Source organism: Promicromonospora sp. NPDC059942 (assembly GCF_042731755.1).
In the GTDB taxonomy this organism is placed as follows: Bacteria; Actinomycetota; Actinomycetes; order Actinomycetales; family Cellulomonadaceae; genus Promicromonospora.
Genome location: NZ_JBHWLR010000007.1, coordinates 100471 through 115867 on the forward strand (window position 1 = coordinate 100471; position 15397 = coordinate 115867).

10 protein-coding genes are annotated in these 15397 nt (G+C 72.5%); 2 read left to right on the top strand and 8 right to left on the bottom strand.

Features of this window, described 5'->3' with window-relative positions; genetic code table 11:
• Positions 1-53: 53 nt before the first annotated feature.
• Together ACFV9Q_RS13350 and ACFV9Q_RS13355 are read right to left on the bottom strand one after the other, a co-directional pair.
• Positions 54-2300 carry a DUF6049 family protein gene (locus ACFV9Q_RS13350; RefSeq protein WP_377234804.1) on the bottom strand — a complete coding sequence of 749 codons (2247 nt, stop codon included), beginning with the start codon at positions 2298-2300 and terminating at the stop codon, positions 54-56.
• Positions 2297-2932, bottom strand: coding sequence for an NUDIX hydrolase (locus ACFV9Q_RS13355; protein ID WP_377227366.1), 636 nt, complete (start codon positions 2930-2932; stop codon positions 2297-2299). Before ACFV9Q_RS13355 ends, ACFV9Q_RS13350 begins: the two co-directional genes overlap by 4 nt.
• Positions 2933-3144: 212 nt before the next feature.
• Here ACFV9Q_RS13355 and ACFV9Q_RS13360 point away from each other — a divergent pair, with 212 nt between their 5' ends.
• Positions 3145-4584, top strand: coding sequence for a CCA tRNA nucleotidyltransferase (locus ACFV9Q_RS13360; RefSeq protein ID WP_377234805.1), 1440 nt, complete (start codon positions 3145-3147; stop codon positions 4582-4584).
• Here ACFV9Q_RS13360 and ACFV9Q_RS13365 read toward each other — a convergent pair.
• On the bottom strand, positions 4581-5531 hold the full coding sequence (locus tag ACFV9Q_RS13365; protein ID WP_377227364.1) for a ribose-phosphate diphosphokinase: 951 nt from the start codon (positions 5529-5531) through the stop codon (positions 4581-4583). The two genes, ACFV9Q_RS13360 and ACFV9Q_RS13365, sit on opposite strands and share 4 nt — an antisense overlap.
• 60 nt (positions 5532-5591) lie before the next feature.
• Between ACFV9Q_RS13365 and ACFV9Q_RS13370 the strand changes: the two genes are divergently transcribed.
• Positions 5592-6959, top strand: a complete 1368-nt coding sequence (locus ACFV9Q_RS13370; RefSeq protein ID WP_377234806.1) for an SMI1/KNR4 family protein — start codon at positions 5592-5594, stop codon at positions 6957-6959.
• A 309-nt stretch (positions 6960-7268) separates the two neighbouring features.
• Here the strand turns inward: ACFV9Q_RS13370 and ACFV9Q_RS13375 are convergent, their stop codons facing one another.
• From ACFV9Q_RS13375 to ACFV9Q_RS13395, 5 genes are all read right to left on the bottom strand, one after another.
• Complete coding sequence (locus ACFV9Q_RS13375) at positions 7269-8801, bottom strand: MDR family MFS transporter (protein WP_377234807.1); 1533 nt, start codon at positions 8799-8801, stop codon at positions 7269-7271.
• A 151-nt stretch (positions 8802-8952) separates the two neighbouring features.
• A complete protein-coding gene (locus ACFV9Q_RS13380) occupies positions 8953-10245 on the bottom strand; it encodes a M23 family metallopeptidase (RefSeq protein WP_377234808.1) in 1293 nt (430 codons plus the stop codon).
• Entirely contained in the window at positions 10242-10868 is a 627-nt protein-coding gene (locus tag ACFV9Q_RS13385) for a hypothetical protein (RefSeq protein ID WP_377234809.1), read from the bottom strand. Before ACFV9Q_RS13385 ends, ACFV9Q_RS13380 begins: the two co-directional genes overlap by 4 nt.
• Positions 10868-12865 (bottom strand): hypothetical protein, encoded by a 1998-nt coding sequence (locus tag ACFV9Q_RS13390; protein WP_377234810.1) that lies wholly within the window; start codon positions 12863-12865, stop codon positions 10868-10870. Before ACFV9Q_RS13390 ends, ACFV9Q_RS13385 begins: the two co-directional genes overlap by 1 nt.
• Positions 12862-15393, bottom strand: a complete 2532-nt coding sequence (locus ACFV9Q_RS13395; protein ID WP_377234811.1) for an ATP-binding protein — start codon at positions 15391-15393, stop codon at positions 12862-12864. The genes ACFV9Q_RS13390 and ACFV9Q_RS13395 overlap by 4 nt, the downstream gene beginning before the upstream one ends.
• Positions 15394-15397 lie beyond the last annotated feature (4 nt).

A 15397-nucleotide genomic window follows, 5' to 3' on the forward strand; every position in this document is an offset into this window, starting at 1 on the left:
GGTCTGGGCCCCTGCCCGGCGCTGTTCGACAGACGTGTGCGGCGGCCGAAACACTACTCTGCCCGGGCGGCCACGGAGTCCGCTTTCGCCGCTGCGGCCGGCTCCGGCGCCTCGGCGGCCACACCGGTCGCCTCCTCGACGTCCTTGCTGGTGGCACGGTACGGGGAACGGCCGCGACGCACGGTGCGCCAGATCCCGGACAGGAACAGCAGCGCGACGAGGCCGGCGGCGATCCAGGTGCCGAGCTCTTCCCAGCCCGCGCGGACGCGGACCTGGAACGACGAGTCGTCGCTGATCTTGGCGCCGGTCGGGGTGAGCACCTGGGCGGTCACGCCGACGTCGCCCGAGCCGATGGCCCGCACGGGCACCTGCACGTCGATCTCCTGGCCCGCGGGGATGACCTCGGTGCTGCGTGCGTCGACGGTCAGGCGCGGGTGGTCGGGGCGCAGCACCACCGTGACCGTCGCGTCCACGCCGAGCGTGTTGCGCACGCGCACCGGGATGTTGCCCTTGTCCGTGATGAAGTTGACGTCCTGGCGCGGCACCACGGACACGGACTGCTGCGTGAGCGCGTTCGACGCCTCCAGCGTCTGCTTGACGAGCGCCTCCCGGAGCCCGGTGTCGGCGCGGTGCGCGACGGCGAGCGGGGCGATCAGGCGGGTCACGCCCGGACGCCAGATCTGGGAGGAGTGGTCGACGGCGACCGACGAGAACGTGACGACGGCGTCGCGCGCGCGCTCCAGGGCCGCGACGTTCGTCGCGCCGAGCTCGGCCTTGGCCACGGTGCGCTTGGAGAGGGCGGTGCGGGAGACGTCCGGGGCGTCCTGCGCGAACAGCGTGTCGATGGTCGTGACGTCGACCCAGCCCGCCTCGTCGAGCTCGTTCAGGATCTTGCTCGCGCCCTCGGCGTCGGGCGTCCAGGTCCGCGGCGCGACGATGGTCAGCGACGGCGGGTCGGCCGGCGTCTGGGTGACGACGGCGGCGGTCTCGGCGAGGAGGCGCTGCGCGCCCTCGGTCGGGGTGGACGCGGTGGTGGCGGCATTCGTCGAGGCGGAGCTCTCCGTGGACGTCACGTCGACCGCGGCCGACAGGTCGGTGGCGGCGAGGAAGGCCCGCGTGAGGTCGGTGTCGGCCACCACCGCGCGTGCCGTGCCGGACGGCGTGCGGACGTCCGCTCGGCCGGTCACGGTGCCGGCGCCCTCGTAGGCGAGCCCGCCGCTGCCGACCACGAGGTGCCCGCGCTTCGCGGCGACCCCGAGGCCGACGGTCGCGACGTCGGGCACGACGCCGTCCGCGGGCCAGGCGATGTTCTTCTGCCACGACTCCGGAACCTCCCAGTTCCCCTTGCGGGGCGCCTGGAGGAAGCTGCGCGCGCCCGTGGTGCGCACGTTCGCGTGGGCGAGCGCCGCGAGGTCGGGGTCGTGGCTGGGGAGGGCGTACGTGGCGGTGCTCGCGGCGGCCGCCGTCATGCGCTCGGACCACTCGATGAGCGCCGGGTCGTCCGACGCCGCGGCCACGCCGATGGTGTCGGGGTCGATCGCCAACGACAGCTTGGTGTTCTCCGCGACCTCCAGCACGCCGTCGAGCCGCTGGCCGGAGGCGGCCTGCTGGGCCAGCTCCAGCTCCGTGGTGGTCGGGTCGGCCGGGTCGACGGCGGGGCTCGTGACCGCGGCCAGGACGCTGACCTGCATGGGCTCGCGCTCCAGGCCGTCGGCGTCGTACACGAGGAACGTACGCGCGATGCCGAGGCGACCCGTGGCGTCGCCGGCGGCGACGGCGAGTCTGCGCGCGCCGAAGCCCTTGAAGGTCTCGGCGCCCGGGTCGTAGGTGAACGAGACGTTCTTGGACGCGCCCGGCGCGAGATCGCCGATCGTCTTCGAGATGGGCTTGCCCCGGACCTGGTCGAGCAGGTCTGCCGTGACCCACTCCTCGATCTCGGTGCGCGTGGTGATCGCCACGTAGTCGATGGTGAGCTGGGCCACCGCGTCGGACACCGGGGCGTCGCTCGTATTGGTGACCTTCGCGCGGATGGTCACCTCGTCCCCCGGGTGCGAGACGGGGTGCGAGATGTCGGTGACCGCGACGTCGAGCGAGCCGGCGGCGGCGGAAGTCGTGGCGAGCGGCTGGGTGACGGCGGCGTCCGCGGTGGTGCGGGCCGCCGCCGGACCGGTGGCCCAGGCCGCGGGCAGCGCGGACCCGACGAGCAGCGCGCCCGCCAGGAGCACGGCGCCGAGCGCGCCGGTACGGCGGGCCGCCCGGTTGCGGGCGGGACTGCGGGAGAAGTCGGCGTGCTGCGTCATGGCAGGTCTGGGCGCTCCGTGGGGAAGGCGTCGGCGCGCAGTGCGTCCCGGAGGTTCCTCGACGAGACGAGGAGATCCAGGGCGGCCGCGGCCAGTCGCTGCTCGTTCGGGTACGACAAACGCTCGGCGAGCTCGTCGACCCTGACCCAGAGAGCGTCCTCGGCTTCGCCGTCCGGATCGTTCTCCACGGTCAGGTGACCGCCTTCCGCGCGCAAGAGGTAATGGTGCACCACCTTGTGCACCCGCCGGTCCTCACCGGTGAACCAGTAGTCGATCACGCCGAGCTCGGCCTGGATCGAGCCGCGGATCCCGGTCTCCTCGCGGATCTCGCGGATCGCGGCCTCCTGCGGCGTCTCGCGGCCCTCGAGGTGCCCCTTGGGGAGGCACCACTCCAGGCGGCCCGTGCGGTTGCGGCGCAGCAGCACCGCCGCGCTGAACTCCTCGGGCCGGTCGGACTCGGCGCGCAGGACTAGCCCGCCGGCCGACGTCTCGTCCACGATCGGCAGATGTACCGGGGCGGTCGTCGCGGCGGCACGCCGGGCAGGATTCACCCGCAGCGGCGCCCCGCCGGGCGGCGTGGGCACCTCCGGGCGACCGTCTGGACGGTCGCTCGCCGGAACAGGGGTGGACATGCCCCAACACTACCGACTGACCACCGTTGATCTGGTCAGGCGCGGTGCGCGGGCGGTTTCGGGCACCGGGTCGCCCCGGCACGTCCGCACCTTGTCCGCATGAGGGTGCGGTGGGCCCGCGCGCGGGCTTCGCCCGGGTCTCGCGCGGGCCTCGCGGGTGCCCGTGCGCCTCGGTGAGTAAGGCCGCGCCGGGTCTGGGAGAATCTTGGGCTGTGTCTACCCCTGAACAGGATCTGTTGCGTCGTGCGCTCGGCGTGCTGACCGAGATGGCGCCCGCCGCGCTCGAGCTGGGCGAGCAGTTCCGTGCCGCCGGGCACGAGCTGTCGCTCGTGGGCGGTCCGGTCCGCGACGCCTTCCTCGGCAGGACGAGCAACGACCTCGACTTCGCGACGTCGGCCTCGCCCGACCAGACGCAGCGGATCCTCGCCCGGTGGGGCGACGCGCACTGGGACATCGGCAAGGAGTTCGGCACGATCGGCGCGCGCCGGGGCGACGTCGTGGTCGAGGTGACGACGTACCGCACCGACAAGTACGACCCGGCGTCCCGCAAGCCGCTCGTGGAGTTCGGCGACAACCTCGACGGCGACCTGTCCCGGCGTGACTTCACCGTCAACGCGATGGCGGTCCGCGTGCCCGACCTGACCTTCGTCGACCCGTACAACGGGCTGGGTGACCTCGCCGCCGGGGTGCTCCGTACCCCGATCGCGCCCGAGCGCTCGTTCGACGACGACCCGCTGCGCATGATGCGCGCCGCGCGGTTCGCGGCCCAGCTCTCGTTTCACGTGGAACCAGGGACGCTCGCCGCGCTGGTCGCGATGGCCGAGCGGATCGAGATCGTCTCGGCGGAGCGGGTCCAGGCGGAGATCACCAAGCTGATCCTCAGCGACAACCCGCGCGCGGGCCTCGAGGTGCTGGTCGACACCGGCCTCGCCGAGCAGGTGCTGCCCGAGCTGCCGGCCCTCCAGCTCGAGATCGACGAGCACCACCGGCACAAGGACGTCTACCAGCACTCGCTCACCGTTCTCGACCAGGCGATCGCGCAGGAGACCGGAGCGGACGGCGCGGTGCCCGCGCCGGACCTGGTGCTTCGCCTCGCCGCCCTGCTGCACGACATCGGCAAGCCGGCCACGCGCCGCTTCGAGTCCGGCGGCGGCGTGAGCTTCCACCACCACGAGGTGGTCGGCGCCAAGCTCACCACCAAGCGGCTCCGCGCGCTCAAGTACGAGAAGCAGGTGGTGAAGGACGTGTCGCGGCTCGTCGAGCTGCACCTGCGGTTCCACGGGTACGGCGACGGCGCGTGGACCGACTCCGCCGTCCGGCGGTACGTGACCGACGCCGGCCCGCTCCTCGAGCGGCTGCACCGCCTCACCCGCGCCGACTCGACCACGCGCAACAAGCGCAAGGCCAAGCGCCTGTCCGACGCGTACACCGACCTGGAGAACCGCATCGCGGTGCTGCGCGAGCAGGAGGAGATCGACGCGATCCGGCCGGACCTCGACGGGACCCAGATCATGGAGATCCTCGGCATCTCGCCGTCGCGCGCCGTCGGCGAGGCCTACAAGTACCTGTTGGGCCTGCGCATGGAGCGCGGACCGCTGGGCGAGGACGTCGCGGCCGAGGAGCTCAAGAAGTGGTGGGCCGAGCGGGCCTAGACGTGGGTCGGGTCGAAGAGGGCGCTGACCGACTCGCCGCTGTGGATCCGGCGAACCGCCTCGGCGAAGGCCGGGGCGACGCTGATCACGGACAGCTTGTCGTGCGCCAGCAGCCCGGTCGACGGCACCGTGTTGGTGGTGACGATCTCGACGACGTCGGGGTCGGCCGCGATGCGGTGTGCGGCGTCGTTGGCGAAGATGCCGTGCGTGCACGCGATCCGGACGCTGCGCGCGCCGTGCTCACGGAGCAGATCGAGGATCGCCAGGATCGTGGACCCGTTGGCGATCTCGTCGTCGAGCACGATGATGTCGCGGCCGGTGACGTCGCCGATCAGTGACGTGATCTCGACCCGGTCGCCGTCGAACCGCTCCTTCGCGGCCGCCGCGACCGGGACCCCGAGCATCTTCGCGAACGCCGAAGCGCTCTTCGCGTTGCCCAGGTCGGGGGAGACCACCGTCGCCTTCGAGAGGTCGCTCGGCAGGAAGTGCGCCGCGAGCTCCCGCAGCGCGTTGAGCTGGTCGGTCGGCACCCGGAAGAACGCGTGCACCTGCGGTGCGTGCAGCGTCATCGTGAGGATGCGGTTCACGCCCGCCGTCTCCAGCAGGTCCGCGACGAGGCGGCCGCCGACCGAGATGCGCGGCGCGTCCTTCTTGTCCGAGCGCGCGTACGCGAAGTGCGGCATGACGGCGGTGATCCGGGCGGCCGACGCGCCCTTGGCGGCGTCGATCATCAGCAGGAGCTCCATCAGGCTCTCCTGGGCGGGACGCACCACGGGCTGCACGAGATAGACGTCGCGCTCGCGGCAGTTCTCCAGGAGCTGGACCTGCAGGCAGTCGTTCGCGAAGCGCTGGATGTTGATCGGGCTCAGCGGGACGTCGAGATCGGCACACATCTCCCGAGCGAAACGCTGACCACCGGTACCGGCAAAGACCCTCACCTCGGCCATGGCTGGAGTCTACGGAACGTCGAGCCGACACGCCCAGCAGGAGCAGGCATCATGTGGATCGTGAGCCTCACCGAGTGGCAGACCTGGGAACCGTTCGTCGACGCGTTGCGCAGGTCGGCACCGCCCGGGACGGACGTCAGCGAGTTCGCCGGCACGGTCGGTCGCGGCGCGTGGGACGGTTCCTACCTGGACGACGGCGACGCCGACGCCCGCCGTGCGCATTACCGCGAGGCCGCGCGGGAGGCCGCCCGGACCGGTGGGCGCGGGCCCAAGGCCGAGCTCGACGACGCGCTGAACGCGATCGCCGGCCTGCTGCCCGACACCGAGCAGGTCGTCCGCGTCGTCGCCGGCGCCCGGCCCGGCGACGACGCGGTCGAGCTCGTCACGCTCCCGCCCGCGGTCGTGCCGGGGCCGGTCACGCCGGTGCTCGAGGTGGTGCTGGAGCCCGGTGCGCTCCCCGCGCAGTACGAGGCGACGATCGCGCCGCCGCCGGACGGCGCACCGGCGGCATCGGCCGATCCCGACGCCGTGGCCCGGCTGGTCGCGGAACGGATGCCGGACGCCGTCGGGGCGCCGCCCGCGGAGATCGACGAGGCCGAGGCCGAGCTTCCCGCCGGCTCGCGGCTGCCCGACGAGGTGCGGGCGTTCTACGGTGCGGCGGCGGCGGGCAACCTGGAGCTCGCGGAGGAGGAGGGCCGGTTCGCGGGGTTCGAGATCGTGCCGCTGCGCGGGAGCTTTCTCCGTGAGGCGTTCCTGCCCGCGGCCCGCTTCGACACCTGGAGCGCGGACGCCGACACGCTCGCCCCGACCGACCCGGCGGGCCGGGTGCAGGCGGCGATCGGGTCGCCGCTCTGGTTCCCCGTGGGGACCGACGGCGCCGGGAACGTCTACGCCGCCGACCTCGCGCCCGGGCCGAACGGGCACGTGGGCCAGATCGTGCTGCTCGACCATGAGCAGCATGCCGGGGCGGCCTACCGGGCGGAGAGTCTCGCGGCCCTGCTCGTGAAGCGAGTGTCCGGGGCCGGCGACGCCGTTCCGGACGGCTCCGGTCGAGCGGGCTCCGGCCGGACGGCGGACGGGCCGGACGGGCCGGACGGCAACAAGGCCGGCCCGCGCTCGTCGTCGGACACCGAGTTCCTGAACCTCGAGCCGGCAGCATGGGCCGAGCGGCTCGACGCCGGAACCGTGCCGACCGGCCTGAAGGCTGCCGGGCTCGTGCCTGACCGCGCGAACCCGCCGGCCCTGTCCGAGGCGATCGCGGTGGCGAACCGCCTGCTGGAGCTGCGCGGTCAGGCTCTGATCGAGGTCACGCGACTGACGCGCCCGGAGGGGGCCGACCTTCCGGAGCGTCCGAAGTCGCCGGAGTCCGCGGAGGAAGCGGAGCGCCCGCGTCGCAAGGGTCTGCTCGGGCGCCTCCTTGATCGTTGACGGGTTCCGCCCTTCGGCAGGGGTCGTACTTCGCCGGGGGGTGCCAGTCCTGCTGAACTTCGTTCGGCACGGGACCGGTTGATTCACCTGCGCTGAACAGTCCGGTACAGCCGGAGATGACGCGTCAGGCCCGGACGAAGTACAGCAGGGCCGGCAGGAGCCGATCGGGTGCACCCCGCGCCTCGGGGCCTCGGGGCCTCGGGGCCTCGGGCGCCCGGCCGCCGGACGCGACGAGGGCGGGAACCCGGATGGATTCCCGCCCTCGTCATGCTTCCGACCGGCCGATCGGTTCAGTACCTTCCGTACGGGTCAGTGCCCGCCGTGGAACTCGCCGTCGGTCTCGGGCCGCTTGATCAGCGCGGCCAGAGCGATGGTCAGCGCCATCACCCCGGCGCCGATCCCGAACGCCAGGCTCGCACCTGACGTCAGCGCGTCGGCGGCGGACTCCCCGGCGGCGGTCAGCGTGTCGGAGCGGAGCGTCATGATCGCGATGAACAGCGCGATGCCCGCGGCACCCGCGACCTGCTGCACCGTGTTGATCGTGGCCGAGCCGTGCGAGTACTGGTGCGGCTTGAGCACGCCGAGCGCCGCGCTGAACAGCGGCGTGAACACCGCGGCCAGGCCCAGGCTCAGCAGGATGTGCGCGGCGAGCACGTAGAACGGCGAGATGCCGGGGTGCAGGAACGCGAGCATGCCGATGCCGAGGGTCACGAGCACCGTGCCGGGCACGAGGATCGGACGCGGTCCGACCCGGTCGTACCACCGGCCGACGACCGGGCCCAGGAGGCCCATCGCGAGCGCGCCGGGCAGCACGATCAGCCCGGACTGGAGCGGCGTCAGGCCCATGGCCTCCTGCAGCACCAGCGGCAGGACGATCAGGGTGCCGAGCATCGCGAGCATCGCGACCGCCATGATGCCGATCGCCACCCGGAAGTTGGGCTCGAGGAAGGTCCGCAGGTCCAGCAGCGCCGAGTCGGTCCGCTGCCGCACGATCTGCCGCCAGACGAACAGACCGAGGAACACCAGACCCGCACCCAGCGGGATCCACGGGTTCAGCGTGCCGCTGCTCGCGTGCGCGCCCTCACCCAGCCCGGACAGGCCCCACACCAGACCGCCGAATGCGACGAGCGTGAGCAGGAGGGACAGGGGGTCGAGCGTGTGGTGCTCCTTCTCGTTGACGTCGCGGATCCAGAGCACGCCGGCGACCAGTGCCAGCACCGAGATCGGCAGGACGACGCCGAACACGCCGCGCCAGCCGAGCGGCTCCAGGATCGCGCCGGACAGCGTGGGGCCGAGCGCGGGAGCTGCCGCGATGACCAGACCGACGTTACCCATGACCCGGCCGCGCATGTGCGGGGGCACGATGGTCATGATCGTGGTCATCAGCAGCGGCATCATGATGGCCGTGCCGGTCGCCTGCACCACGCGGCCCGTCACCAGGACCCCGAACCCCGGCGCGATCATCGCCAGGGCGGTGCCCGCGGTGAACAGGGACATCGCCAGCAGGTACGCGCCGCGCGTGCCGAGCCGGTTGATGAGGAACCCGGTCGCCGGGATGACGACCGCCATCGTCAGCAGGAACGCCGTGGTGAGCCACTGGCCGACCGTCGGGGTCACGCCCAGCTCGTCCATGATCGGCGGCAGCGCCACCGACATGGTCGTCTCGTTGAGGATCACGGTGAAGGCGCTCGCCATCAGCAGCGCGATGGCACGGAAGTGGCCGGGGGCGAGCTTGTCGGCGCGCGCCGGTGCGGGCGCAGGTGCGTCGACGCTGCCCGACGGCGGTCGGGTGGCCGGACGGTCGTCCAGCGGATCAGCAGTGTCAAGAATTTCGGTCGTCATGGGGTATGCCCTCTCGGTACGGAACGCGGGCCGAGATCGAGGGCGACATTGCACACGACCTACGTCTAACGACGCCGGATCATCGTGCGGTATTCCCGATGACGATCGCGACCTGTTTTTGTCGACGTCTGCGGTGAGCAGAAATCATCGGTCAGTTCGCCGAGGCGTCCGTGCCGTCCGACCGGTCCGACCCGTCCGGGGAGACGGGCTCGGTGACCGGCGTCGCGACGCCGAGCGTCACGCCCTGGCCCGCCATGAAGGGTTCCGGGTCCACGGCCTGGCCGTTCATCCGGACCTCGTAGTGCAGGTGGCAGCCCGACGACGTGCCGGCGCCCGCCGGGTCGATGCGCGAGTCGCCGCCCATCGACGCGATCTGCTGGCCCGCCTGCACCGTCTGGCCCACACGCACCAGGTTGGTGCCGGTGAGCAGGTGCCCGTAGGTCGAGTCGAGGCCCATGCCGTGCTCGATGCGGATCGTGTTGCCGGTGCCCCAGCCGGTCGCGCCGGAGATCACCACGCGCCCGGCCGCGGCCGCGTAGACCTGGGTGCCGCAGGACGCCGCGATGTCCTGGCCCATGTGGTAGGTCGACGCCCCGGCGATACCGGTGTTGCGAGGCCCGAACCCGGACGCCTTGGACCCGACCGCAGGGTTGGCCCAGCCGCCCGCGCTGACGGCGGCCTGCCCGATGGAGCCGGACATGCAGGGCGCGGCGGCCGCGGAGCCCTGGATGGACTGCGACAGCGCGTCGAGGTCCGCCGCGTCGGCGCCGCTGACCAGCTGGATCACCTGGAGCGCCTGGTCCCAATACTGCTGGTAGTGGTACGGGTCGGCGTTCCGCTGCGCCTTGTGGGCGGCGATCGTCGGCTCCAGGGTCTCCCAGCCGGTGACGGCGAGCAGCCGGTCGTAGAACCGGCCGGACGACTGCACGGGGTCGAGACGCTCCTCGACCGTGCCGTACCACTTCTGCTCCTGGAACATGCCGATCGAGGAGGTCAGCGAGCCGTCGGGGTTGCGCACGCCGAACCGGTCGTCGCCGTAGTTCAGGTTGCGCATGCCGGACTCGCCGAGCGCCGTCATCACCGCGACGGCCTGTGCGCGGGCCGGGACCCCGCGCTCCTGGCCCACCTGCAGGATCACCGCGGCGTTCTGCAGCTGCTCACCCGTGAAGCCGCCGGCCGCCGGCAGCTGGCCGCCCGCGGGCACCACCGACGCCGACATGCTGCAGCCGTTCTGCGACTGGTTCTCGCTCACGGCGCCACCCACCAGCACGACCATCGCGACCACCGCCGCGGGCACCGCCAGGACGGCTGCGACCAGGACGGCCAGCACGAGCACCGCGCGCCGGGTCCCGTCGTCCTTCTTCCTGCCGTTGCCGGAGCGCGAGGACCGGGCCGCCTGCGACACGACCCGCGTCGCGAGCCCGACGGTGTCCCGCCCGCTCACGACCCCTCCGGCGGCCTGATCTGCTCGGCCAGCCAGGGCGCCCCGCCGTCGGCCCGGGTCAGGAGCACCGTGTACGCGCCGACGTCGGTGGGCACCGCGACCTCCGCGAGCAGGGTGGACGTCTCGTCGGTGACCTCCGGGTCACCGGTCACGTCGGTGACCGGCACGAGGCGCGGGTCGACGTCCTGGTAGACGGGCTGCGCCTGCGGCGTCAGCAGCGGCTTCAGGCCGTCCCACCAGGCGTCCTCGGCCTGGTCGGTGGCGGCGAACGCGCTGATCGTCGCGACGGCGGCGTCCCGCGCGGCCTGCCGGACGGTCTCGTCCCAGGTCGCCTCGACGGGCTCGGCGGGCGCGGCCTCGTCGAACTCCGGCTCGGCCGTCACCTCGACCGCGGGATCCCCGGCCGCCGGGTCGCCGTCGACCGCCTCGGTGGCGGCCGCGTCGTCGGTGTCGTCCGACGTGCCCACGGGGTTGTCGAAGTCGTCCTGGCTCCCCGGGGCGACGGCGCCCGGGTTCACCTCCGTCGTCGGGTCGGCTGCGGGACCGCCCTCGCGGGGCCAGCCGATCCAGGTCCCGATCGCGAGGGCGACCACCGTGAGCACCACGATCACCGTGCGTTTCATCAGCGGCCCAGCTCTCGCATCTGACGCCGTCCCGGGTTGTGCACGATGGCAGAGGGCTGCGGCCCGACGCCCGGCGCCGCACCGCCCTGGCGTGCGGCGTTGAGGGACTGGGCGAGCCGCGCCGCGCTCTGCGACCGCTCGCCCCGCCGCCCGAGGCCGCGCACCGCCCCCAGGACCTGCTTGGCCTGTCCCGCCTTGCGGACGACGGTGAGCGCCTTGGAGGCCCCGGCCGCCGCGGCGGACGTGCCGCCGCTCGCGACCATCGCACCCGCCTGCAGCGCGATCGACGTCCCCGCACGGCCCGCGCTGCCCAGCCGGTCGCTGAGCCGTTCGCCGGCGGTCGGCGGCAGGTGGGGAGACGGCTCGTTCCCCGCCTTCTCGCCGACGTTCGTCGCGTCGGGCACCTGGTCGCCGGCCCCGCGTACGCCGTCGGGCGAACCGTCCTGGACGGTCCGGGCGGCGGTGCTCCAGGCGTTGCCGCCGCCGTTCCCGCTCCCCGGCCCGCCGTCCGGTCCGCCGTCGTAGCCGGAACCGTCGACCGGGATGGGCATGGTGCGGTTGTCGTCGCCGGCTGCGCGCCCCGCGACCGCTCCTGCGGCGGCTCCTGCCGCGGCACCGCCGACCGTGCCACCGCCGGGGGCGCCGTCCATGGCGGACGGACCCGCGGCCGGGGCGTCGTCGCCGTCGATCTGCACCGCGTTGTCGTTCGGCTGCACCGGGGCCGGGCCGAGGCCGACACCCGCCCAGGACTTGGCCTTGTTGTACCGGTCGCGCCACTTCGCGGTGCCGTCCCACGGCATCGCGGCCGGTTCGCCGATCTGGGAGGGCACACCGGCGGCCGCGAGCTTGTCGGCCAGCGCCCGCAGGCCCTGCCGCACGCTCGCGCCCATGAGCACGTAGAACACGGCGCCCGCGACGACCAGGGTGTTGAAGAGGTACAGGCGCACGAGGAACGGCAGGCCGCTCGTCGCGTCGTAGAAGCCGAGCAGCATCTTCATCCAGGCGACGAGGAACATCGTGGCCATCGCGACGAGGATGCAGCCGAAGCCCACGCTCGCGAACGTGCGGAAGAGCTGCGCCCGCGTGCCGCTGGAGATGACGCCGACCGGTAGCTGCCAGAGCAGCTTGATGGCCGACCAGCCCAGCAGCAGCACCGCGAAGATGGTGCCGCCCACGATCACCACGGACAGCAGCAGGAACACGAACCCGGTGGTGAGCAGGCTGAGCGTCGAGACGACCGTGCCGGCGTCGACCGTGGACGCCGCCTCCTTGTAGGCCGCGTCGCAACCGCCGATCTCGTCGACGGCGTTCTCCCGGCCCACGTTCTCGGTGTAGGCGTCCTCGCAGCCGGTGCCGTCGATGACCGACCCGTAGTTGATGATCTGGTGCGGCGCGCGCAGCAGCGTGTCCACGAGCTGGCCCTTGAGGCCGTCCCGGATCACGGTGGAGTCCCGCTCGAACGACGCACCCTCCGTGGCGAAGCCCGTGGCGATGTCCATGCCGGCGTCGCGGGACTGCATGATGACGCCCTGCTCACCGCCGATGGTCGCCATGGGGTTCGCGAGGAACCCGGTGGCCAGCGCGGCGATGACGCAGCCGATGAGCAGCTCCATGAAACCGCCCGCGTACCGGCCCTTGAGCAGCCAGAACCCCACGACGAACGCCAGGATGATGAGCATCAGGTTGAGCAGGCCGATCTGCGCGACCATGCCCTGCACGATGATGCTCAGCCCGGCCAGCGGCGCCAGGATGTAGCCGAGCCAGTCCATGCCGAGGACCCAGTCGAGCACCCAGATCTGCACCGCGACCATGTCGCGGTACCAGACCCAGAACATGCCGGCGAGGGTCGAGAAGATCTCGGAGTCGACGTTCAGCGGGTTCCACGGCGAGCCCGTGTCCCACTGGAGCATGAACCGGTCGACGGCCACGCCGTGCGTGTCCTCCAGGTTCAGCCCACCCTGCGGGTCGGCGAACGGGAGGGGCGCCAGCCCGATCATGCCCCGATCACCGCACCGGTCGAGCTCGTCGGCGTGGTCTTGACCGTCTGGGCGCGCTTCTCCACGAGCGGCGCCATGACCTTCGCCCGGCCGTACCGGGCCTGGAAGTCGCGGATGAGGCACTCGCCGCGGCGCTCCTCGACCACGCCGACGGCGGCGTCCGTCACCGGGGCGGTGCCCTCGGTGACCAGCTTGACCAGGCCCTCGTCCACGGGGGCGTCGGTCGGCAGGCCGTGCAGCCAGCGCAAGCCTCTGCGGGCGAGGTTGGAGTCGCGGTGGCGCAGCAGCACACGGAAGGGGATCAGACCGCGGACCACCTCGTTGCCGAAGTCCTCCTCGGCGTCGTGGCTGCCGAGCAGCAGCGCGGCCTTGTGCTTACGGCCGTCGCGGATGAACGTGCCGATCTCCTCGGCCGCCTCGGGCGACGACATGGTCTTGGACGCCTCGTCGGCGGCGAAGATGTCGAGCCGTGAGCGGTCCGCGAAGCAGCGGTAGCGGGCGAGGGCCGCGATGAGCGCGAACGTGGCGCGGCCGAACACCTTCTCCGCCTTGAGCTCGGCGAACAGGTGGCCGTGCTCCATGTCCGCGCGGGAGGGCAGCTGCATCTTGTGCGTGTGCAGCACGATCGCGGGCGAGCTCAGGTCGAGCGGCGGCAGCGTGTCGTCGAAGAGGGCGCGGCCGAAGTCGAGCTCGGAGAAGATCCGCATCTCGTCGGCCAGCATCCGGGCACCCGGGAACTCGCACTCCTCCTCGAGGTGCCGGGCGAGCGAGCCGAGCGACGTGATCTTGTTGCGCCACATGTACTCGGTCTGCAGCACCTTGGACAGCAGCACGTTCTGCTCGGACTTGGTCTGCACCGACAGCAGCACCGTGAGGAAGGCGCGGGCGACCCGCGGTGCCTGCGCGGGCGGCAGGATCCGCAGCGGGTCCATCGACACCGTCGCGTCCTCGGAGATCTCCACGACCTGCGAGCCGGGGATCTCCGAGACGGCGATACCCCACTCGCCCATCTCGGTGTGGTCCACCGCCATGAGCGTGGCGCCCATGTCCACGTTGTCCATGGCCACGGTCTTCATGCTCACCGACTTGCCCGAGCCCAGCTCGCCCACGAAGCCCATGGCGAGCGCGACGTCCAGCTTGTCGGTGGCGCCCGCCAGGTTGACGAACACCGGGTTGGGCCGGGCCGCGCCGTTCGAGATCTCCAGGGCGAACAGCGCGCCGGAGGTGTCGCCGAGCTCGGTCGTCGCGAAGGGCACGGCGGCGGAGAAGGCCCGCGCCGTCGTGATCTGCGAGTACTCCCGCACCGCGCGCGGCGTGGGCATGCCCGGCAGGGTGGCCTCGAAGAGGGTCGGCTGGATCGTGGGGTCCGTCCGCAGCGAGAACTGCATGGCGGCGAAGTACTTGGTCAGGTCGCGGGCGTCGTCCAGGGCCTGCTCCGGGGTGTGGCCCGAGACCGTGAACATCGTGGTGGCGTCGACCTCGACCTCGAGCTCGTCGGCGTCCATGACCGCCTGGTACTCGCCCAGCGCACGTGCCGTCGTGTCCAGGGACGACCCGGCCCGCTCCTCCTCGGAGCGCTGGTCGAACTGGTCGTTGAGGGTCCGCACCGCGCGCCGGTTGCGGTTGGTCACCTCGTCGCGCGAGCGCACGGTCATGCGGATGGCCCAGTCGCAGGGCACGCCCGACTCGTCGACGCGACCGATCCACTCGCACCCCGGGTAGACGATCCCGCCGGACGGCGTGTCGCTCACCACAAGCGTCGTCTGGTACGACGCGAGCTCGGGGTTGGTCGGGTCGAGCACCTTCACGTAAGGCCGCTTCAGGATCTGCAGCGGCCCGAGCTTCTTCTCCGAGTCCGTCTGCCCGGCCGGGTCCACGAGCGCGGACGGCAGGACCGAGGGACCGGACAGGTGCATCTCGGCGTCCAGCGACCCGTCGACCGGGACCGCCGTGTCGAGCCCGAGGCCGCGCTGCATCGCGTGGCCGAACATCCAGGCCATCTCGGCCACCGACGCCGGCTGGGGGTCGAACGCCGAGGGCATCTCCTTGCGCAGCGCCTCCGCCTGGGCGGCCCGCTCGCCGATCGCGTGCCGGCCCGGCACGGACCGCGGCATCATCAGCGTGTCCTGGAGCGTGGTCCAGCTCGCGTGCAGCGGCTCCATGAACGCCTTGGCGCCCGGGTTCGCGAGCGGCGCGGCGATCCAGTGGACGCGGCGCCCGATCGGGATCTGCTCCAGGAAGTCGAGGGTGGCCTCGCACTCGGCGGCCCAGGCCTCGCGCTCGGACAGGTCGACGCCCTCGATCATCGAGAGCACCACCGACGCCGGGTCGGTGGCCGCGGTCAGGCCGAGGTGCAGGGACTCGCCGCGCAGCGCGCGGTACAGCGCGGTGTGGTGCCGCCGGGCGGCGTGCTTCTTGTCGTCCGGCTGGAAGGCGTAGGGAACGGGTGACACGCGCCAGACCGCCCACACGGTCCCGGTGCGGGTCCACATGAGGCCGTCCGTCAGGGCCGAGATGTGGCTCAGCATGGGG

Coding starts and splice junctions, on each gene's coding strand:
- ACFV9Q_RS13390 (WP_377234810.1), bottom strand. CDS start 12,865: ATGATCGGGCTGGCGCCCCTCCCGTTCGCCGACCCGCAGGGTGGGCTG.
- ACFV9Q_RS13385 (WP_377234809.1), bottom strand. CDS start 10,868: ATGAAACGCACGGTGATCGTGGTGCTCACGGTGGTCGCCCTCGCGATC.
- ACFV9Q_RS13355 (WP_377227366.1), bottom strand. CDS start 2,932: ATGTCCACCCCTGTTCCGGCGAGCGACCGTCCAGACGGTCGCCCGGAG.
- ACFV9Q_RS13395 (WP_377234811.1), bottom strand. CDS start 15,393: ATGCTGAGCCACATCTCGGCCCTGACGGACGGCCTCATGTGGACCCGC.
- ACFV9Q_RS13365 (WP_377227364.1), bottom strand. CDS start 5,531: ATGGCCGAGGTGAGGGTCTTTGCCGGTACCGGTGGTCAGCGTTTCGCT.
- ACFV9Q_RS13350 (WP_377234804.1), bottom strand. CDS start 2,300: ATGACGCAGCACGCCGACTTCTCCCGCAGTCCCGCCCGCAACCGGGCG.
- ACFV9Q_RS13375 (WP_377234807.1), bottom strand. CDS start 8,801: ATGACGACCGAAATTCTTGACACTGCTGATCCGCTGGACGACCGTCCG.